20 protein-coding genes are annotated in these 18,474 nt (G+C 59.1%); 9 read left to right on the top strand and 11 right to left on the bottom strand.

What is annotated here, in order from left to right; translation table 11 throughout:
- Positions 1-32 precede the first annotated feature (32 nt).
- Positions 33-791, bottom strand: coding sequence for a Nif3-like dinuclear metal center hexameric protein (locus CLU80_RS18160; RefSeq protein WP_099758011.1), 759 nt, complete (start codon positions 789-791; stop codon positions 33-35).
- Positions 792-894: 103 nt separating this feature from the next.
- On the opposite strand from CLU80_RS18160, the gene algW reads away from it, so the two are divergent.
- From algW to CLU80_RS18145, 3 genes are all read left to right on the top strand, one after another.
- On the top strand, positions 895-2,052 hold the full coding sequence (gene algW / locus CLU80_RS18155; RefSeq protein ID WP_099758010.1) for a Do family serine endopeptidase AlgW: 1,158 nt from the start codon (positions 895-897) through the stop codon (positions 2,050-2,052).
- A gap of 88 nt (positions 2,053-2,140) precedes the next feature.
- Positions 2,141-4,246: a TonB-dependent siderophore receptor gene (locus tag CLU80_RS18150; RefSeq protein WP_099758009.1), complete on the top strand. Its 2,106-nt coding sequence runs from the start codon at positions 2,141-2,143 to the stop codon at positions 4,244-4,246.
- A gap of 12 nt (positions 4,247-4,258) precedes the next feature.
- Positions 4,259-4,978, top strand: a complete 720-nt coding sequence (locus CLU80_RS18145; RefSeq protein ID WP_099758008.1) for a DUF4198 domain-containing protein — start codon at positions 4,259-4,261, stop codon at positions 4,976-4,978.
- 207 nt (positions 4,979-5,185) lie between these two features.
- On the opposite strand, the gene hisC is transcribed toward CLU80_RS18145, so the two are convergent.
- The 10 genes from hisC to CLU80_RS18095 all read right to left on the bottom strand — a co-directional run bounded on the left by hisC (position 5,186) and on the right by CLU80_RS18095 (position 13,142).
- Complete coding sequence (gene hisC, locus CLU80_RS18140) at positions 5,186-6,238, bottom strand: histidinol-phosphate transaminase (RefSeq protein ID WP_095049757.1); 1,053 nt, start codon at positions 6,236-6,238, stop codon at positions 5,186-5,188.
- 3 nt (positions 6,239-6,241) lie between these two features.
- Positions 6,242-7,579: a histidinol dehydrogenase gene (gene hisD / locus CLU80_RS18135; RefSeq protein WP_099758007.1), complete on the bottom strand. Its 1,338-nt coding sequence runs from the start codon at positions 7,577-7,579 to the stop codon at positions 6,242-6,244.
- Between the two features lie 125 nt (positions 7,580-7,704).
- On the bottom strand, positions 7,705-8,340 hold the full coding sequence (hisG, locus tag CLU80_RS18130; RefSeq protein ID WP_007912384.1) for an ATP phosphoribosyltransferase: 636 nt from the start codon (positions 8,338-8,340) through the stop codon (positions 7,705-7,707).
- 124 nt (positions 8,341-8,464) lie between these two features.
- Positions 8,465-9,730, bottom strand: coding sequence for a UDP-N-acetylglucosamine 1-carboxyvinyltransferase (murA, locus tag CLU80_RS18125; RefSeq protein WP_007912385.1), 1,266 nt, complete (start codon positions 9,728-9,730; stop codon positions 8,465-8,467).
- Between the two features lie 22 nt (positions 9,731-9,752).
- Positions 9,753-9,992, bottom strand: a complete 240-nt coding sequence (locus CLU80_RS18120; protein WP_008085051.1) for a BolA family protein — start codon at positions 9,990-9,992, stop codon at positions 9,753-9,755.
- 115 nt (positions 9,993-10,107) lie between these two features.
- Positions 10,108-10,413 carry an STAS domain-containing protein gene (locus CLU80_RS18115; protein WP_034154488.1) on the bottom strand — a complete coding sequence of 102 codons (306 nt, stop codon included), beginning with the start codon at positions 10,411-10,413 and terminating at the stop codon, positions 10,108-10,110.
- Positions 10,410-11,057, bottom strand: coding sequence for an MlaC/ttg2D family ABC transporter substrate-binding protein (locus tag CLU80_RS18110; RefSeq protein ID WP_007912390.1), 648 nt, complete (start codon positions 11,055-11,057; stop codon positions 10,410-10,412). Before CLU80_RS18110 ends, CLU80_RS18115 begins: the two co-directional genes overlap by 4 nt.
- 11 nt (positions 11,058-11,068) lie before the next feature.
- Positions 11,069-11,536, bottom strand: coding sequence for an outer membrane lipid asymmetry maintenance protein MlaD (gene mlaD, locus CLU80_RS18105; RefSeq protein WP_007912400.1), 468 nt, complete (start codon positions 11,534-11,536; stop codon positions 11,069-11,071).
- Positions 11,536-12,333 (bottom strand): lipid asymmetry maintenance ABC transporter permease subunit MlaE, encoded by a 798-nt coding sequence (gene mlaE, locus CLU80_RS18100; RefSeq protein WP_003221704.1) that lies wholly within the window; start codon positions 12,331-12,333, stop codon positions 11,536-11,538. Before mlaE ends, mlaD begins: the two co-directional genes overlap by 1 nt.
- Positions 12,333-13,142 (bottom strand): ATP-binding cassette domain-containing protein, encoded by an 810-nt coding sequence (locus CLU80_RS18095; protein ID WP_007912403.1) that lies wholly within the window; start codon positions 13,140-13,142, stop codon positions 12,333-12,335. The genes mlaE and CLU80_RS18095 overlap by 1 nt, the downstream gene beginning before the upstream one ends.
- 275 nt (positions 13,143-13,417) lie before the next feature.
- On the opposite strand from CLU80_RS18095, the gene CLU80_RS18090 reads away from it, so the two are divergent.
- The 6 genes from CLU80_RS18090 (at position 13,418) to CLU80_RS18065 (ending at position 18,435) form a co-directional block, all read left to right on the top strand.
- Positions 13,418-14,392 (top strand): KpsF/GutQ family sugar-phosphate isomerase, encoded by a 975-nt coding sequence (locus CLU80_RS18090; RefSeq protein WP_007912405.1) that lies wholly within the window; start codon positions 13,418-13,420, stop codon positions 14,390-14,392.
- Positions 14,392-14,916 (top strand): KdsC family phosphatase, encoded by a 525-nt coding sequence (locus tag CLU80_RS18085; RefSeq protein WP_093435982.1) that lies wholly within the window; start codon positions 14,392-14,394, stop codon positions 14,914-14,916. Before CLU80_RS18090 ends, CLU80_RS18085 begins: the two co-directional genes overlap by 1 nt.
- Before the next feature lie 8 nt (positions 14,917-14,924).
- Positions 14,925-15,497 (top strand): LPS export ABC transporter periplasmic protein LptC, encoded by a 573-nt coding sequence (lptC, locus tag CLU80_RS18080; protein WP_038357537.1) that lies wholly within the window; start codon positions 14,925-14,927, stop codon positions 15,495-15,497.
- Positions 15,484-16,029, top strand: coding sequence for a lipopolysaccharide transport periplasmic protein LptA (lptA, locus tag CLU80_RS18075; protein WP_016984154.1), 546 nt, complete (start codon positions 15,484-15,486; stop codon positions 16,027-16,029). Before lptC ends, lptA begins: the two co-directional genes overlap by 14 nt.
- Positions 16,029-16,754 (top strand): LPS export ABC transporter ATP-binding protein, encoded by a 726-nt coding sequence (lptB, locus tag CLU80_RS18070; RefSeq protein ID WP_008085069.1) that lies wholly within the window; start codon positions 16,029-16,031, stop codon positions 16,752-16,754. The genes lptA and lptB overlap by 1 nt, the downstream gene beginning before the upstream one ends.
- A 187-nt stretch (positions 16,755-16,941) precedes the next feature.
- On the top strand, positions 16,942-18,435 hold the full coding sequence (locus tag CLU80_RS18065; RefSeq protein WP_093435977.1) for an RNA polymerase factor sigma-54: 1,494 nt from the start codon (positions 16,942-16,944) through the stop codon (positions 18,433-18,435).
- Positions 18,436-18,474: the final 39 nt, after the last annotated feature.

The raw sequence follows: 18,474 nt of genomic DNA, 5'->3' as shown, positions 1-18,474 counted from the left end.
AAGCTCGCTCCCACAGGGATTTGCGGTGGTTTTCAGATCGGGTTAGGACAGTCGATGAAGATGTGTTCGACAGCAAAGCGCTTCGCCAGATAGTCGCCCAGGGCCTGTACGCCGTAGCGTTCGGTGGCGTGGTGGCCGGCGGCGATGAAGCTGATGTCGTTTTCGCGGGCGCTGTGGAAGGTCTGCTCGGACGCTTCACCGCTCAGGTACAGGTCGACGCCTGCCGCGACGGCCTGATCGATATAGCCCTGACCGCCACCGGTGCACCAGCCTACTCGGCGAATCATCGGGCTGCCCTCGATCAACAGCGGTTCGCGGCCCATGACTTCTTGCACCTTGCGGGCGAAATCGCGCGCGGTCATCGGATCCTTCAAAGACCCGACCAGACCGACAATTTTCAGATTGTCCGGATCCAGCGGACCTTCAACGGTGATGTCCAGTTGGCGAGCAAGCTGCACGTTATTGCCAACATCCGGATGCAGATCCAGCGGCAAATGGTAAGCGAGCAGACTGATGTCGTGCTTGAGCAATGTCTTCAGTCGACGCTGCTTCATGCCTGTGATGCACGGGTTCTCGCCCTTCCAGAAGTAACCGTGGTGCACCAGCACCAGATCCGCCTCGGCTTCGACGGCAGCATCCAGCAACGCCTGACTGGCGGTGACGCCGCTGACGATGCGCATCACTTGCGGCCGGCCTTCGACCTGCAAGCCGTTGGGGCAATAATCGGCAATTTTCGAGCTGCTGAGGTAACGGTCGGCTTCTTCGACGAGGGTGCTGAGGGCAACGGCCATGAAAGACTCCTAAATATCCCGTTCAGAGGCGCGCGCGGCCTCGTATAATGCGCGACATTATGGGCGGTCTGACCCCGCCTGCAACTTTTCCAGGACGTGCTTAATGCTCAAGGCGCTGCGTTTTTTCGGCTGGCCGTTGTTGGCCGGTGTGCTTATCGCTCTGTTGATTATTCAGCGTTACCCGCAGTGGGTCGGGCTTCCGAGCCTCGACGTCAACCTGCAACAGGCCCCGCAAACCACCAGCGTGCAACAGGGCCCGGTGTCCTATGCCGACGCGGTGACCATTGCCGCGCCTTCGGTGGTCAACCTCTACACCACCAAAGTCATCAACAAACCGGCGCATCCGCTGTTTGAGGATCCGCAGTTTCGGCGCTTCTTCGGTGACAACTCGCCAAAGCAGAAACGCATGGAATCGAGCCTCGGTTCAGGCGTGATCATGAGCCCGGAAGGCTACATTCTGACCAACAACCACGTGACCAGCGGCGCGGATCAGATTGTGGTCGCCCTGAAAGATGGCCGCGAAACCCTCGCGCGCGTCATCGGCAGCGACCCGGAAACCGATCTCGCGGTGTTGAAAATCGATCTGAAAACCCTGCCGGCCATCACTGTCGGCCGCTCCGACAACATTCGCATCGGCGACGTTGCATTGGCCATCGGCAACCCGTTCGGCGTTGGCCAGACCGTGACCATGGGCATCATCAGCGCCACCGGGCGTAACCAGTTGGGCCTGAACAACTACGAAGACTTCATCCAGACCGACGCGGCGATTAACCCGGGTAACTCCGGCGGAGCGCTGGTCGATGCCAACGGCAACCTTACCGGCATCAACACGGCGATCTTTTCCAAGTCCGGTGGCTCGCAGGGCATCGGCTTTGCGATTCCGGTGAAACTGGCAATGGAAGTGATGAAGTCGATCATCGAGCACGGTCAGGTAATTCGTGGCTGGCTCGGCATCGAGGTGCAGCCGCTGACCCAGGAACTGGCCGAGTCGTTCGGCTTGTCCGGGCGTCCGGGGATTGTCGTCGCGGGGATCTTCCGCGATGGCCCGGCGCAGAAGGCCGGCCTGCAACTGGGTGACATTATTTTGAGCATCGATGGCGAGCCGGCCGGAGATGGTCGCAAGTCGATGAACCAGGTCGCGCGGATCAAGCCGACTGACAAAGTGACGATCCAAGTGATGCGCAACGGTAAAGAGCTGAAGCTCACCGCGGAAATCGGCCTGCGTCCGCCACCGGCGCCGGTGAAAGAAAAAGAAGAATAAAACTTCGTTCGCGCCAAGCGCGCTAATAAAAGACATTCTCAACAGGCATGTTATATTGTTTCAATTCTAAGAGTTGGAACAACATAACATGTCGTCTCGAACAAAGGCTTCCCTGCTCGGCCTGAGCCTTGGTCTGCTGGTCGATCCAGCCTTCGCCGAAGAACCCAAGCCGCTTGAACTCGACGCCATCAGCGTCATCTCCGACTACGAATCGCCGACCGGCCCGGTCAAAGGCTACCGCGCCACGCGCTCGTCCAGCGCGACCAAAACCGACACGGCGATCCGTGATATCCCGCAGGCGATCAGCGTAGTGCCCGCCAGTGTGCTCAAGGATCTGGGCAGCACCAGTGTCGAGCGCGCGCTGGATTTCGCCGGCGGCGTATCCAAGCAAAACAACTTCGGCGGCCTGACGCTGTACGAATACAGCGTGCGCGGCTTCACCACATCGGAGTTCTACAAGGACGGTTTCAGCGCCAATCGTGGTTATCCGAGCACGCCGGACGCGGCGAATATCGAGCGCATCGAAGTGCTCAAAGGCCCGGCCGCCAGTCTGTATGGTCGAGGCGATCCCGGCGGCACGGTGAACATCGTCACCAAAAAACCGCAGGCCGAAGCCTTCACCACTCTGCAAACCAGCGCCGGCAGTTGGGATCGCTATCGCACCGCGCTGGACGTCAACACACCGCTGGATGATGAGGGTGATGTGCTGTCGCGAATCAACCTCGCGGTTGAGGACAACAACAGTTTTCGCGATCACGTCGACAGCCAGCGCGTATTCGTCGCGCCCTCGATCAGCTGGCAATTGAACCCGGACACGTCGCTGCTGGTGGAAAGCGAAATCGTTCGTCACAGCTCGACCTTTGATCGCGGCATCGTCGCGCCAAACAATAAATGGAGCGGTGTTTCGCGCTCGACTTTCCTTGGCGAACCCAACGACGGCAACATCGATAATCACAACAATCTGCTTCAGGCCACGCTGGAACATCACCTCAACGACAGCTGGAAGCTGCGTCTGGCCAGTCATTACAAGGAAGGAAAACTCTGGGGCGATGCTTCGGAAAGTCGTCCATTGAACGCCAACGGCCACACCATCAACCGCCGCTATCGCGAGCGCGACACCAATTGGCACGACAGCATCACCCAACTGGAACTGCGCGGTCTGTTCGATCTCGGCCCGTGGCAACACGAATTGCTGATTGGCACCGAATACGAAAACTTCCGCAAGAACGAGCGCGTCACCACTATTGCTGGCGGCCCCTACGCCATCGACATCTACAAGCCGATCTACGGCCAGCCGAAACCCAACGGCGCGCGGTCGGGCACTGACTTCTTCGAACAGATCGAAAGTCATGCACTGAACCTGCAGGACCAGATCGTCTTCACCGACAAACTGCGCGGAATGATCGGCGCACGCTTCGAGCATTTCGATCAGCACATCGACGATCACAGCCGCAACGCCACCAGCAACCAACGCCACGACGCGCTCACCCAGCGGGTCGGCCTGCTCTATCAATTGACGCCGGAAACCGGATTGTTCGCCAACGCCTCGACCTCGTTCAAACCGAACAATGGCCTCGACGCCGCCGGCAAATCCTTCGACCCGGAAGAAGGCGTCGGCTACGAAGTCGGGATCAAGAACGAGCTGTTCGACGAACGCCTGAGCAGCACCCTCGCCTTCTTCCACATCGACAAAGAAAACGTTCTCGCCCTCGACCCGGCCACCGACACCAGCCGCGCCATGGGCAAGGCACGCAGTCGCGGCTTCGATTGGCAGGTCACCGGGCAAGTCACCGATGCGGTGCGAGTCATCGGCGCCTTCGCCTACATCGACGCCGAAGTGACCCAGGGCGACGCGGTGATTCCCACCGGCAGCCGCATTCTCGGCGTGGCCAAACGCAGCGGCAGTCTGCTCGGGGTTTATGAGTTTCAGGATGGCCATTTGCGTGGCTCGGACATCGGTGCAGCGTTCACCTACGTCGGCGATCGCTCGGGAGAATCCGGCAGCGACTTCGAATTGCCGGCGTATCACACCGTCGACCTGCTCGCGCATTACAAGGCCAGCGATAACGTCACTGTCGGCCTGAACCTGAACAACCTCTTCGACGAGAAGTATTACGAGCGCTCCTACAGCAACTACTGGGTCAACCCCGGTGAGCCGCGCAATTTCACCGTCAGCCTGACTCTCAACCTGTAAAAGGACGTCACCATGCAATACGGCAAATCCCTTGTACTTATCGCCGCGCTGTTCGCCGGTCAGGTCTCGGCCCATGGCCTGTGGACTGAGCAACGGCGCGGCAATATCGAAGTGGTCTACGGTCATGGCGCTGAGGACAACGCGTTCAAGGCGCAGAAGATCAGCGGCGCGTGGGCTTACGACGCGAGCGGCAAGATGATTCCGGTGAGCGTCGAGCGCCTGACGGATCACGCACGACTGAAACCACTGAAAGCTCCGGCCGTCCTGGCCGTGGCGCTGAACAACGGCATGTGGTCGCAGACTGCTGACAAAAAGTGGGTCAACGAAGGCCGGAGCAAAGTGCCGGGCGCTGTCGAAGCGACGCAGACGTTCAAATACAGCCTGGCGATTTATCAGCCGGGAGCGACGTTGCCCAAGCTTGATCAGATCAAGTTGCTGATTCTTCCGGAGGTTGATCCGCTCACCGTGGGGCCAGGGAAATCATTACCGGTGCGGGTGCTGCTCGATGGCAAACCGGCGGTGGGGGTGAAGTTGATTGGCGATTATCGCAGTGCACCGAACACGTTGAGCACCGAGACTGACAAGGATGGTCGGGCGCAGGTGTTGGTGAGGAATGAAGGGTTGAATGTGATTGCGGCGCAGATTGAAGTGCCGGTGAAGGACAGCGCGGATGTGAACAGTCGCGGCTTGTTTAGCTCACTGACCTTCCTTGGCGAAGCGCATCACGAATAAGAGCAGACCCTCACCCCAGCCCTCTCCCGGAGGGAGAGGGCTGGGGTGAGGTGTGAGACTTCATGCATCGACCTGAAAGACCAGGTCGATTATGGATTCAATACAAATCGTGCACGTCGACGAAACTCTGCAATATCCCCCAATCAATCCCCTCTCCCTCTGGGCGGTCCGACGTTTCGGGAGGGCTAGGGTGAGGGGCTTTTGCTTTTATAGGTCGCCAAGCCCGTCGATCAACGCCTGATTCTGCTCCGGCGTGCCAATCGAAATCCGCAGGAACTGCGCAATCCGCTCCTGCTTGAAGTGCCGCACAATCACGCCCTGCTCACGCAGCTTGGCCGCCAGCCCCGCCGCATCATGCTGCGGGTGCCGAGCGAAAATGAAGTTCGCCGCCGACGGCAGCACTTCAAACCCCTTGGCCTGCAACTGTGCAATCACCCACTCACGGCTCTCGATGACCAGACGGCAAGTCTTGTCGAAATACTCACGATCTTCGAACGCCGCTGCCGCCCCGACAATCGCCAGACGATCCAACGGATAGGAGTTGAAGCTGTTCTTGATCCGCTCCAGCGCCTCGATCAGATCCGGATGCCCGACCGCGAAACCAACGCGCAAACCCGCCAGCGAACGCGACTTGGACAGGGTCTGCGTCACCAGCAGGTTCGGATAACGGTCCACCAGACTGATCGCCGTCTCGCCGCCGAAGTCGATGTACGCCTCATCCACAACCACTACCGAATCCGGGCTGGCCTTGAGTATCTGCTCAACCGCGTCCAGTGCCAGCAGGCAGCCGGTTGGCGCGTTCGGGTTAGGGAAGATGATCCCGCCATTCGGCTTGGCGTAGTCGGCCGGATCGATCTGGAACTGCGCGTCCAGCGGCACCGCATCAAACTCGATGCCGTACAAACCGCAGTAAACCGGATAGAAGCTGTAGCTGATGTCCGGGAACAGCAGTGGCTGATCGTGTTGCAGCAGACCGTGGAAGATGTGCGCGAGCACTTCGTCCGAACCGTTGCCGAGGAAAACCTGATTGCTCTGCACACCGTAATACTGGGCGACGGCGGTTTTCAGCAGGTCGCTGTTCGGGTCCGGGTACAGACGCAGGTTGTCATTCAGTTCGGTCTGCATCGCTGCCAAGGCTTTTGGCGACGGGCCGTACGGGTTTTCATTGGTGTTGAGCTTGACCAGTTTGGTCAGCTTCGGCTGTTCACCCGGCACGTACGGCACCAGATCCTTGACGAACGGGCTCCAGAATTTACTCATCGCTCAGTTCCCCTGCCCTTGTAGAAAGTCTTCGTCTTTGATGCGGTATTCAGCACTGCGCGCGTGGGCGCTCAGCGACTCGCCACGGGCCAATACCGACGCCGTTTTACCCAGCTCGGAAGCACCGGCCTCGGAGCAAAAGATGATCGACGAACGCTTCTGGAAGTCGTACACGCCCAGCGGCGAGGAGAACCGCGCGGTGCCCGAGGTCGGCAGCACGTGGTTCGGGCCTGCGCAGTAATCGCCCAGGGCTTCGGAGGTGTGACGGCCCATGAAGATCGCACCGGCGTGGCGGATCTGCGGCAGCCAGGCTTGCGGATCGGCGACCGACAATTCCAGGTGCTCAGGGGCAATGCGATTGGCGACTTCGATGGCTTGGGCCATGTCCTTCACGTGAATCAATGCACCACGGCCATTGATCGAGGTTTCGATGATGGTCGCGCGGTCCATGGTCGGCAGCAGTTTGTTGATGCTGGCGGCGACCTTGTCGAGGAACTCGGCATCCGGGCTGACCAGAACCGCCTGGGCGTCTTCGTCGTGCTCGGCTTGCGAGAACAGGTCCATGGCGATCCAGTCCGGATCGGTCTGGCCGTCGCACACCACGAGGATTTCCGAAGGCCCGGCGATCATGTCGATGCCGACCTGACCGAACACGTGGCGCTTGGCAGTGGCGACATAGATGTTGCCCGGGCCAACAACCTTGTCGACCTGCGGCACGCTTTCGGTGCCATAGGCCAACGCAGCGACGGCTTGCGCACCACCGATGGTGAACACCCGGTCGACGCCAGCGATGCATGCGGCCGCCAGCACCAGTTCGTTGATTTCACCGCGCGGGGTCGGCACGACCATGACCACTTCGGTCACGCCGGCGACCTTGGCCGGAATCGCGTTCATCAGCACCGACGACGGGTACGACGCCTTGCCACCCGGCACATACAGGCCTGCGCGATCCAGCGGCGTGACCTTCTGGCCCAGCACGGTGCCGTCGGCTTCGGTGTAGCTCCAGGAATCCTGCTTCTGTTTTTCGTGATAGCTGCGCACACGGGCCGCGGCTTTTTCCAGGGCTTCGCGCTGGGGCACGGTGATGCGGGTCAAAGCCAGTTCCAGACGCTCACGCGGCAGGATCAGGTCAGCCATCGAAGCGACTTCAAGGCCATCAAACTTCTGGGTGAACTCGACCAGCGCCGCGTCACCGCGTTCGCGCACAGCCTTGATGATGTCCAGCACGCGCTGATTGACCGAGTCGTCAGACACACTTTCCCAGCTCAGCAGATGATCCAGATGATGCGCGAAATCCGGGTCAGCAGCGTTGAGTCGGCGAATTGCAGTCGGTGCGGTCATAGCGAGAGCCTCATAGGAATGGCAAAAACTCAGGCGCCCTAACTTAGCAGTCGTTTCCGCTTGGGCACCTGAGATTCTGGCTATGAGGCGGATAGACGGGCGCGACTTAACGTCGCGCAGGTGAATCAGCCGCGGTGTCGCGATTCCACTGCGTTGCGCAGGGTATCGATCAACGCCTGGATTCGGGCGTGTTGCATTTTCATCGAAGCCTTGTTGACCACCAGGCGCGAGCTGATCGTGGCGATCAGTTCCTGAGGTTCCAGACCGTTGGCGCGCAGGGTGTTGCCGGTGTCGACCACGTCGATGATCTTGTCAGCGAGACCGATCAGTGGCGCCAGCTCCATCGAGCCGTACAGCTTGATGATGTCGACCTGACGGCCCTGCTCGGCGTAGTAACGCTTGGCCACATTGACGAATTTGGTCGCCACGCGCAGACGGCCTTTTGGCTCCGGCGCGCCGATCTTGCCGGCGGTCATCAGCTTGCACTGGGCGATCTGCAGATCCAGTGGCTCGTAGAGGCCCTGGCCGGTGTATTCCATCAACACGTCTTTGCCGGCAACGCCAAGGTCGGCCGCGCCATGCTCGACATAGGTCGGCACATCGGTGGCGCGCACGATCAGCAGACGAACGTCGTCCTGGGTCGTGGGAATGATCAGCTTGCGGCTCTTGTCCGGATTCTCGGTCGGCACGATGCCCGCTTCGGCAAGAAGCGGCAGGGTGTCGTCAAGGATGCGGCCCTTGGACAGTGCGATGGTCAACATGGGAAACGTCAGTCCTTATCAAGGTACTCATGTCCGGTCGCAATCGGCGCCGGACACACATCGAGCCGGAAACCGGCTCGACTCTTAAAATCAGTGGACACGTCCCTGTGTCCCAATGCAGCAATCAGCCCGGAACGCGACGGATCTTGGCGCCCAGCATCTGCAGTTTTTCTTCGATGCACTCGTAACCACGGTCGATGTGGTAGATGCGGTCGATCAAAGTATCGCCTTCGGCAACCAGTGCCGAGATTACCAGGCTGGCCGAAGCACGCAGGTCGGTCGCCATCACTGGCGCGCCTTTCAGAACTTCAGTACCGGTGACGATGGCGGTGTTGCCTTCGACCTGGATCTTTGCGCCCATGCGGTGCAGTTCGTACACGTGCATGAAACGGTTTTCGAAGATCGTCTCGATCACGGCACCGGTGCCTTCGGCAATGGCGTTGAGCGAGATGAACTGCGCTTGCATGTCAGTCGGGAACGCCGGGTATGGCGCGGTGCGCACGTTGACCGCTTTCGGACGCTTGCCGTGCATGTTCAGCTCGATCCAGTCTTCACCGCAGGTGATTTCTGCGCCGGCTTCACGGAGTTTTTCCAGAACGGCTTCGAGGATGGTCGGATCAGTGTCCTTGACCTTGACGCGACCGCCGGTCACGGCAGCGGCGACCAGATAGGTGCCGGTTTCGATACGGTCAGGCATGACCTTATAGAAAGCCGAACCCAGACGCTCGACGCCATCAATAGTGATGGTGTCAGTACCAGCGCCGGACACCTTGGCACCCATGGCGTTGAGGAAGTTCGCCAGGTCAACCACTTCAGGTTCACGGGCGGCGTTCTGCAACACGCTGCGGCCCTTGGCCAGTGCAGCGGCCATCATGATGTTCTCGGTACCGGTCACACTGACGGTGTCGAAGAAGAAGTGTGCACCGCGCAGGCCACCTTCAGGCGCCTTGGCCTTGATGTAGCCGCCTTCAACGTCGATCACCGCGCCCATGGCTTCGAGGCCACGGATGTGCAGGTCAACCGGACGCGAACCGATAGCGCAACCGCCAGGCAGTGCCACTTCGGCTTCACCGAAACGGGCAACCATCGGGCCCAGTACCAGGATCGACGCACGCATGGTTTTCACCAGTTCGTACGGCGCGATCAGGGTCTTGATGGTGCGCGGGTCGATTTCGACGCTGAGTTTTTCGTCGATCACCGGCTCGATGCCCATGCGACCGAACAGCTCGATCATGGTGGTGATGTCGTGTAGGTGCGGCAGGTTGCCAACGGTCACCGGGCCATCGCACAGCAGGGTGGCGGCCAGGATCGGCAGGGCGGAGTTTTTTGCGCCGGAAATGCGGATCTCGCCATCAAGACGAGCGCCACCGGTAATAATCAATTTATCCATAAGAATCTCGACGCCCTTAGGCTCAGGTGCGCTCGGCCCAGGCCGCGCTGCTGAAAAATTTCATAGTGACCGCATGGATGCTGCCATCGGTGATCCATGGGTTCAAATGGGCATAGACCTGCTGCTGACGCTTCACCGGGCTCAACGCCGCCAGTTCATCGCTAATCACGTTCAGCTGGAAATTGCAGCCTTCGCCCTCAACTTCTACCAACGTTCCGGGCAGCTTTCCTTCAAGGAAGCTCTTCACTTCTACGGCCTGCATGCTCAACCTCAATCGGCGCCCTGTGCGCACGGGTCGGACATCATACAAAAAAGCCCCGCGCCTGCGAACCCCGCATGGCAGGACTCTGACGGGGGGCTTCTTTAGAGATGTGGGTTCAGGGGTGCGCCAACAGTTCGGTCAGTTCACTGACCTGAGCAATTTCGCGCATATCTTCGGGCATCGCACGGATGCTGACAGCCTTGCCGGCCGCATTCGCATCGCGCATGAAGCACAGCAGCAACGATAAACCGACGCTGCTGGACTTCTTCACCGCCGAGCAATCGATCACCAGCGAAGAGGCCTTGCTGGACTTGATCAGCGCCTGGCCTTGCTTGCGCAGGTCAGCGCCGGTGCGATAGTCCAGCACTCCGCTAAGCAGAAGCTCGTCGACATCACTCATACGAACTGCGGCCTCATTCATTGCGCGGGGTTCTTTTCGGTGGCTTCTTTGGCCTTGGCCACTTCCCCGGCCCAACCATTGATGGTCTTGTCCAGATCGTTGCCATTGCGCTGCATCGCGTCGGCGAACTGATCGCGGAACAGTTTGCCGATGTTGATGCCGTTGATGATCACGTTGCGCAGTTTCCACTCGCCGTTGATCTTCTCCAGCGTGTACTGCACAGGATAGATTGCGCCGCTGCTGCCCTTGACGGTCATGTTTACGCTGGTGCGATCGCCCGATTCGTCCTTGGCAGGGTCAACGGTGATGCCCTGGTTGTTGTACTCAAGCAGAGCGTTGCCGTAGAACTGGAACAGGCCTTTCTTGAAGTTTTCCTGGAAGGTCTGCATCTGCGCAGGCGTGGCCTTGCGCGAGTACTTGACCGTCATGATGCTCTTGGAAATGCCTTCGGCATCCACCACGGGCCCGACGATATTGTTGAGCGCCGTGTAGAAATCCGTCGGGTCCTGCTTGTATTTCTCTTTGTTGGCAGCCAGGTCGGCCAGCAACCGGGTGGTGGTGTCCTGCACCAGATCATGTGCCGAAGTCGCAGCAGCCACGGCGTTACCCATCAACGGCAAGGCCGCCAACAGCACCAACAGGCTGCGTCGCAAGATAGAGATCATTCAAAAGCTCCTCATTTGGCGTCTTTGCTAACGGTATTGAGCAGGAATTTACCGATAAGGTCTTCCAGTACCAGTGACGACTGCGTGTCATGGATGGTTCCACCATCCTTCAGCGGTTTGTCTTCTCCGCCTACGCTGATACCGATGTACTTCTCGCCCAGCAGACCAGCGGTCAGGATAGACGCTGTGGAGTCGGTCGGCAGGTTGTCGACCTTTTTATCCACTTGCAGGGTGACCCGACCGGTGAAGCTGTCGCGATCCAGATCGATCGCCGTGACCTTGCCGATGGTCACACCGGCCATGGTCACTTTGGCTCTGACCGTCAAACCGGCGATATTGTCAAAGTAGGCATAAAGTTTATAGGTGTCGGTGGTCGACGTCGGAGACAGACCACTGACCCGCAAAGCAAGCAGCAACAAAGCCAGGATCCCTGCCAGCAGGAACAGGCCGACACCGATTTCCAGGGTGCGGTTTTGCATCAGAAATCTCCAAACATCAAAGCGGTCAGAATAAAGTCCAGGCCGAGCACTGCCAGCGAGGCAAACACCACGGTCTTGGTGGTAGCACGACTGATGCCCTCGGAAGTGGGCTCACAGTCATAGCCTTGGAATACGGCAATCCAGGTCACTACAAAGGCGAAAACAATACTTTTGATCACGCCATTGAGCACATCACTGGTGAAATTCACGCTGTTCTGCATGTTCGCCCAATAAGAGCCTTCATACACACCCAGCCAGTCGACAGCCACCCACGAGCCGCCCCAGATGCCTACCACGCTGAAAATCATCGCCAGCACCGGCAGAGAAATGAAGCCGGCCCACAGGCGCGGAGCAATGATGTACTTGAGCGGATCGACACCGATCATTTCCAGGCTGGACAGCTGTTCGGTGGACTTCATGTTGCCGATCTCGGCGGTCAGTGCCGAACCGGCACGACCGGCGAACAACAGCGCCGTCACCACCGGGCCGAGTTCACGCAGCAGGGTCAGCGCAACCATCTGCCCCACCGCCTGCTCCGAACCGTAGCTCGACAGAATGCTGAAACCCTGCAGCGCCAGCACCATGCCGATGAAGATCCCGGAAACAACAATGATCACCAGCGACATTACGCCGACCGAATGCAGTTGCTTGACCAGCAGGCCGAAGCCACCACTGATGCCACCGCGACCCAACAACGCGTGAAACAGAAACAGCGTCGCACGACCGAACACCGCGACGGCATCGATCGCCGCCTCGCCGAACCGGCGTACGCGTTCTATTAATGAAATTCTGCGCATCAGCGCTTCCCCAGAAGATCTGCGCGGTAATCCGTCGCTGGAAAATGGTACGGCACCGGGCCATCGGGATCGCCGGTCATGAACTGACGGATACGCGGCTCGTCCGAGTTCATCAACTCGTCCGGCGTACCCTGCCCCAGCACCTGACCATCACCGACGACATAGATGTAGTCGGCAATGCTCGCGGTTTCGGCCAGATCGTGGGACACCACGATACTGGTGATCCCCAGTGCATCGTTGAGCAGGCGGATCAGGCGGACCAGCACGCCCATGGCGATCGGGTCCTGCCCGACGAACGGTTCGTCGTACATGAGGATCTGCGGATCGAGCGCAATCGCTCGCGCCAGTGCGACGCGGCGCTTCATGCCACCGGACAGTTCGTCCGGCATCAGCTCGATGGCACCGCGCAGACCGACCGCCTGCAATTTGAGCAGGACGATGTCGCGGATCATTTCTTCCGGCAAATCAGTATGAACACGCAGGGGGAAAGCCACGTTCTCGAAAACATCGAGATCGGTGAACAGTGCGCCGCTTTGAAACAGCACACCCATGTGCTTTCGCGCATCGAACAGATCGCTGCGCGAAAGCGCAGGCAGGTTCTGGCCGTTGACCCAGACTTCGCCGCTGGCAGGGCGCAGTTGTGCCCCCATCAATCGCAGCAGCGTGGTCTTGCCACACCCGGAAGGTCCCATGATGCCGGTGACCTTGCCGCGCGGGATGCGAATATCGACGTTATTGAAAATGCTGCGCGCACCGCGCTTGAAGGAGACTCCCTTCAGCTCGACCGCGTAGGCGTTATCGGCACTCATCTAAACTCCTTGCGATGCAGCCTCTCACTCGGACGCCTGTCTTTACTTAAAAAGTACGTACATCCCGGGCAGGCCGAACTGGCGGCGAACTATATCACTGCAAAGGCTACGCGCCCAAGGCTTGTACCAGCCTGTGTTCGGCGATATGACAGGTGCGCAGGCTCTTTTCCCGGGTTTTGGTAACGAGTAATGACAAAGCACGACGAACTTGCGTGAGGCTTTGCAACATAACCGCTATAATCGCCGCCTTTTCATCGGGCTATACGATTTCTGACATGAGCCAATCCAGCGACCTGATTCAATCGGCACAACGCACCATCCAACTCGAAGTGGAAGCCGTACAAGGCTTGTTGCCCCATATCGACGCCGATTTCGTACGCGCTTGCGAGATGATTCTGGCCAGTAAAGGCCGTGTAGTCGTGGTTGGCATGGGCAAGTCCGGGCACATCGGCAACAAGATTGCAGCCACCCTGGCCAGCACCGGCACCCCGGCCTTTTTTGTCCACCCGGCCGAAGCCAGTCATGGCGACATGGGCATGATCACTCGTGACGATGTGATTCTGGCCCTGTCGAACTCCGGCTCGACCAATGAAATCGTAACCCTGCTGCCGTTGATCAAACGTCTGGGCATCCAGCTGATCAGCGTCACCGGCAACCCGCAATCGCCGCTGGCCAAGGCTGCCGAGGTCAATCTCAATGTTCATGTCGAGCATGAAGCCTGCCCGCTGAACCTGGCACCGACCTCGTCGACGACCGCAGCACTGGTCATGGGCGATGCGCTGGCCGTGGCACTGCTGGAAGCACGCGGCTTCACCGCCGAAGATTTCGCTTTCTCGCACCCGGGTGGCGCCCTCGGCCGTCGCCTGCTGCTGAAAGTGGAAAACGTCATGCACGCCGGACAAGAGTTGCCGCAAGTCCAACGCGGCACGCTGCTCAAGGACGCACTGATGGAAATGACCCGTAAAGGTCTGGGCATGACCGTCATCCTTGAAACCGACGGTAAACTCGCCGGGATCTTCACCGACGGCGACTTGCGCCGCACGCTGGATCGCAGCATCGACATCCGCAGCGCCACCATCGACCAGGTAATGACGGCCCACGGCAAGACTGCCCGCCCGGAAATGCTGGCCGCCGAAGCCCTGAAAATCATGGAAGATCACCGAATCAACGCATTGGTAGTCGTAGACGAGGAAGATCGCCCGGTCGGCGCCTTCAACCTCTCCGACCTGCTGCGCGCAGGAGTCATGTAATGAGCAACGATCTGCTGCAACGCGGCAAAGCGATCAAACTGGCGGTTTTCGACGTCGACGGCGTCCTCACCGACGGGCGCCTGTACTTCCTTGAAGACGGCAGCGAGTTCAAGACCTTCAACACCCTCGACGGTCAAGGCATCAAAATGCTGATGAACGCCGGCGTGCAGACCGCTATCATCAGCGGCCGCAAGACACCCGTCGTTGAACGTCGAGCGAAAAACCTGGGGATTCCCCACCTGTTTCAGGGCCGTGAAGACAAACTGGTCGTGCTCGACGGCCTGCTTGCGCAACTGGGCCTAAGCTATGAAGAAGTCGCCTACCTCGGTGACGACCTGCCTGACCTGCCGGTGATCCGCCGGGTAGGCTTGGGCATGGCCGTGGCCAACGCTGCCGATTTCGTCCGCGAACACGCCCATGGCGTTACCCACGCCCGTGGTGGCGAAGGTGCCGCCCGCGAATTCTGCGAATTGATCCTGCGCGCCCAGGGCCGCCTCGATGCGGCCAACGCCGCGTACCTGTGAGCCAAACCATGTTCAGCAAAAAATTTCGTAACTTCCTGCTGTTCGGCTGCATCGCTGCGATTTTCGCAGCGGTCGGCTATTGGAATATCAGCCCGGAACGCTTTCTCGACAAACCACCGGTCACCTCGGTTGAAACGCCTATCGACTGGTATGCAACCAACACGCATACCCTGCAATACCTGCCGGATGGCAAGGTGCAGTATGAGATGACGTCCGAAAAAGCCGAGCACGTGAAGGCAACCGACGTCACGCTCGTGACCAAACCCGACCTGAACATGTATCGCGGAACAGAATTTCCGTGGCACGTTACCAGTGAGCGCGGTGAAGTGAACTCAGGCGGCACCGAAGTCGAACTGATCGACTCGGTACGCGTTGCGCGCACCGATGAAAAGAAGCGTGACATCCTGATCACGTCCACTCGCATGACCGTGTTCCCGCAGCAGGAATATGCGCAGACCGAGCAACCCGTTAGAATCGACGGCGCTGGCGGTGTATCGACTGGCGTTGGAATGAAAGCGTACCTGAAGGAAAGCAGGATACACCTGCTATCGAACGTAAGAGGACAGTATGAGGCTCGTTAAAACCCTCCCTATTTTGCTCAGTCTGGGCGCAGCACTGGGAAGCGTGAGCGCCTGGGCTCTGCCGAACGATCAGCAGCAACCTATCCGCATTCAGGCCGACGACGCCCAACTGGACGACAAGAACGGCATCGCCACCTATAAAGGTGATGTGATCATCACCCAAGGTTCGATGATCGTTAAAGGCAACACCGTCACCATGACTCGCGCGCCGAATGGAGATATCGACGTGGTGACCTCCGTGGGCAACCTGGCTTATTTCGAGCAGTTGCAAACCCAGGGCGACACCAAACCGGTTCAAGGCTACGGCGTGACGATTCAATACCATGCCCAGCAAAACCGCGTCGTGCTGATCGACAAGGCCAAGGTCGTCGACAAAGACGGCAACGTCACTCAGGGCGAGAAAATCGTCTACGACACCGTGAAGAAACTGGCCAGCGCTGGTCGCGCTACCGGCAGCAAGGTCACCGAAACGCGTCCGCGCATCGACATGGTGATCCAGCCGAAGAAGAAAACCGACGAGAAAACCCAGTAATGGCAACTCTGAAAGCTCAGCACCTGGCCAAGGCCTATAAAAGCCGCCAGGTCGTGCGTGACGTCAGCCTGTCGATCGACAGCGGCCAGATCGTCGGCCTGCTCGGCCCGAACGGTGCCGGCAAGACCACGTGCTTCTACATGATCGTCGGCCTGGTACAGGCCGATCAGGGTCGCGTGCTGATCGACGATCTGGACGTCAGCCACCAGCCGATGCACGGTCGCGCCAAGGCCGGTATCGGCTATCTGCCGCAAGAAGCGTCGATCTTCCGCAAACTGTCGGTGGCCGACAACATCATGGCCATCCTCGAGACCCGTCAGGAGCTCGACAAGGCCGGCCGTCGCAAGGAGCTGGAAAGCCTGCTGCAGGAATTCCACATCAGCCACATCCGCGACAACCTTGGCATGAGCCTGTCCGGTGGTGAACGCCGCCGAGTGGAAATCGCTCGCGCGCTGGCAACGGCACCGAAATTCATCCTGCTCGACGAACCGTTCGCCGGTGTCGACCCGATCTCGGTCGGCGACATCAAGCAGATCATCCACCACCTCAAGGCCAAGGGCATCGGTGTATTGATCACCGACCACAACGTCCGTGAGACGCTGGACATCTGCGAAACCGCTTACATCGTCAACGATGGTCAACTGATCGCCGAAGGCGATGCAGAAACCATCCTGGCCAACGATCTGGTCAAGGAAGTGTATCTGGGCCACGAGTTCCGCTTGTAAGCGTAACAGTGCCCGGTGCGCCGCCCGGGCGCTGTATCGATTCAAGCAGGAATTAATACGCTTTAATTGTTACAGCGCTCTAGGCAAACACTTCAGTTTCAGGCATATAATTTGCTTAAGTTTGGCGCCCCGGCGCCCTGTAGTGGATGGCGCATAGCGCCGGCGAATAAGGTGTTAAGCCCCTGCCATGAAACCATCGCTAGTCTTGAGAATGGGCCAGCAGCTGACGATGACACCGCAGCTGCAACAGGCCATCCGCCTGCTCCAATTGTCGACCCTGGATCTGCAACAGGAAATCCAGGAGGCTCTGGAATCCAATCCGATGCTCGAACGCCAGGAAGAAGGCGAAGACTTCGACAATTCCGACCCTATGGCCGACAACGCCGAACAGAAGCCCAACACCGAGATCCAGGAACCCTCGTATCAGGAAACCGCGCCGACGGTGGACAACCTGGAGGAAGGTGACTGGAGCGAGCGTATCCCCAACGAACTGCCGGTCGATACCGCCTGGGAAGACGTCTATCAGACCAGCGCCAGCAGCCTGCCCAGCAGCGATGACGACGAATGGGACTTCACCACCCGCACGTCCGCCGGCGAGAGCCTGCAAAGCCACCTGCTGTGGCAACTGAACCTGGCACCGATGTCCGACACCGATCGCCTGATCGCCGTCACCCTGATCGATTGCATCAACAATCAGGGCTACCTGGACGAAACCCTCGAAGAAATCCTCGAGGCGTTCGATCCGGAACTCGACATCGAACTCGATGAAATCGAAGCCGTCCTGCACCGCATTCAGCAATTCGAACCTGCTGGTATCGGCGCGCGCAACCTTAGTGAATGCCTGCTGCTGCAATTGCGTCAGCTACCCGCCAAGACGCCTTGGCTGGCTGAAGCGAAACGTTTGGTCAGCGATTACATCGACCTGCTCGGCAGCCGCGATTACAGCCAGTTGATGCGCCGCATGAAGCTCAAGGAAGACGAGCTGCGCCAGGTCATCGAACTGGTGCAAAGCCTCAATCCGCGCCCTGGCTCGCAAATCGAATCCACTGAAGCCGAATACGTTGTCCCTGACGTCATCGTGCGCAAGGACAACGAGCGCTGGCTGGTCGAGCTGAATCAGGAATCGGTGCCGCGTCTGCGCGTCAACGCCCAGTACGCCGGTTTCGTCCGCCGTGCCGACACCAGCGCCGACAACACCTTCATGCGCAATCAGTTGCAGGAAGCCCGCTGGTTCATCAAGAGCCTGCAGAGCCGCAACGAAACCCTGATGAAAGTAGCCACCCAGATCGTCGAGCATCAGCGCGGTTTTCTGGAGTACGGCGACGAGGCCATGAAACCGTTGGTTCTGCACGACATCGCTGAAGCGGTCGGCATGCACGAATCGACCATTTCCCGGGTGACCACACAGAAATTCATGCATACCCCGCGCGGTATTTATGAACTGAAATACTTTTTCTCCAGCCACGTCAGCACCTCCGAAGGCGGCGAATGCTCGTCCACGGCGATCCGCGCGATCATCAAAAAACTGGTTGCCGCGGAAAATCAGAAAAAGCCGTTGAGTGACAGCAAGATCGCTGGTTTACTGGAGGCACAAGGCATTCAGGTGGCTCGCCGCACCGTCGCCAAGTACCGCGAATCCCTCGGGATCGCGCCTTCGAGCGAACGCAAGCGGTTGATGTAAGCCACGTTACAGCGTTCCAGTGGCAGGCTATCCAGCCTG

This window comes from Pseudomonas sp. 29 (genome assembly GCF_002754355.1).
In the GTDB taxonomy this organism is placed as follows: Bacteria; Pseudomonadota; Gammaproteobacteria; order Pseudomonadales; family Pseudomonadaceae; genus Aquipseudomonas; species Aquipseudomonas neuropathica.
This window is presented reverse-complemented; position numbering and strand designations above follow the sequence as displayed.

What these genes read in the sequence shown, in the direction of transcription:
- CLU80_RS18090 (WP_007912405.1), top strand. Translation starts at nt 13,418, where the DNA reads ATGAGCCAATCCAGCGACCTGATTCAATCGGCACAACGCACCATCCAA.
- hisD (WP_099758007.1), bottom strand. Translation starts at nt 7,579, where the DNA reads ATGACCGCACCGACTGCAATTCGCCGACTCAACGCTGCTGACCCGGAT.
- lptA (WP_016984154.1), top strand. Translation starts at nt 15,484, where the DNA reads ATGAGGCTCGTTAAAACCCTCCCTATTTTGCTCAGTCTGGGCGCAGCA.
- mlaE (WP_003221704.1), bottom strand. Translation starts at nt 12,333, where the DNA reads ATGCGCAGAATTTCATTAATAGAACGCGTACGCCGGTTCGGCGAGGCG.
- CLU80_RS18085 (WP_093435982.1), top strand. Translation starts at nt 14,392, where the DNA reads ATGAGCAACGATCTGCTGCAACGCGGCAAAGCGATCAAACTGGCGGTT.
- CLU80_RS18095 (WP_007912403.1), bottom strand. Translation starts at nt 13,142, where the DNA reads ATGAGTGCCGATAACGCCTACGCGGTCGAGCTGAAGGGAGTCTCCTTC.
- murA (WP_007912385.1), bottom strand. Translation starts at nt 9,730, where the DNA reads ATGGATAAATTGATTATTACCGGTGGCGCTCGTCTTGATGGCGAGATC.
- CLU80_RS18115 (WP_034154488.1), bottom strand. Translation starts at nt 10,413, where the DNA reads ATGAATGAGGCCGCAGTTCGTATGAGTGATGTCGACGAGCTTCTGCTT.
- hisG (WP_007912384.1), bottom strand. Translation starts at nt 8,340, where the DNA reads ATGTTGACCATCGCACTGTCCAAGGGCCGCATCCTTGACGACACCCTG.
- CLU80_RS18145 (WP_099758008.1), top strand. Translation starts at nt 4,259, where the DNA reads ATGCAATACGGCAAATCCCTTGTACTTATCGCCGCGCTGTTCGCCGGT.
- mlaD (WP_007912400.1), bottom strand. Translation starts at nt 11,536, where the DNA reads ATGCAAAACCGCACCCTGGAAATCGGTGTCGGCCTGTTCCTGCTGGCA.
- hisC (WP_095049757.1), bottom strand. Translation starts at nt 6,238, where the DNA reads ATGAGTAAATTCTGGAGCCCGTTCGTCAAGGATCTGGTGCCGTACGTG.
- CLU80_RS18065 (WP_093435977.1), top strand. Translation starts at nt 16,942, where the DNA reads ATGAAACCATCGCTAGTCTTGAGAATGGGCCAGCAGCTGACGATGACA.
- algW (WP_099758010.1), top strand. Translation starts at nt 895, where the DNA reads ATGCTCAAGGCGCTGCGTTTTTTCGGCTGGCCGTTGTTGGCCGGTGTG.
- lptC (WP_038357537.1), top strand. Translation starts at nt 14,925, where the DNA reads ATGTTCAGCAAAAAATTTCGTAACTTCCTGCTGTTCGGCTGCATCGCT.
- CLU80_RS18110 (WP_007912390.1), bottom strand. Translation starts at nt 11,057, where the DNA reads ATGATCTCTATCTTGCGACGCAGCCTGTTGGTGCTGTTGGCGGCCTTG.
- lptB (WP_008085069.1), top strand. Translation starts at nt 16,029, where the DNA reads ATGGCAACTCTGAAAGCTCAGCACCTGGCCAAGGCCTATAAAAGCCGC.
- CLU80_RS18160 (WP_099758011.1), bottom strand. Translation starts at nt 791, where the DNA reads ATGGCCGTTGCCCTCAGCACCCTCGTCGAAGAAGCCGACCGTTACCTC.
- CLU80_RS18120 (WP_008085051.1), bottom strand. Translation starts at nt 9,992, where the DNA reads ATGCAGGCCGTAGAAGTGAAGAGCTTCCTTGAAGGAAAGCTGCCCGGA.
- CLU80_RS18150 (WP_099758009.1), top strand. Translation starts at nt 2,141, where the DNA reads ATGTCGTCTCGAACAAAGGCTTCCCTGCTCGGCCTGAGCCTTGGTCTG.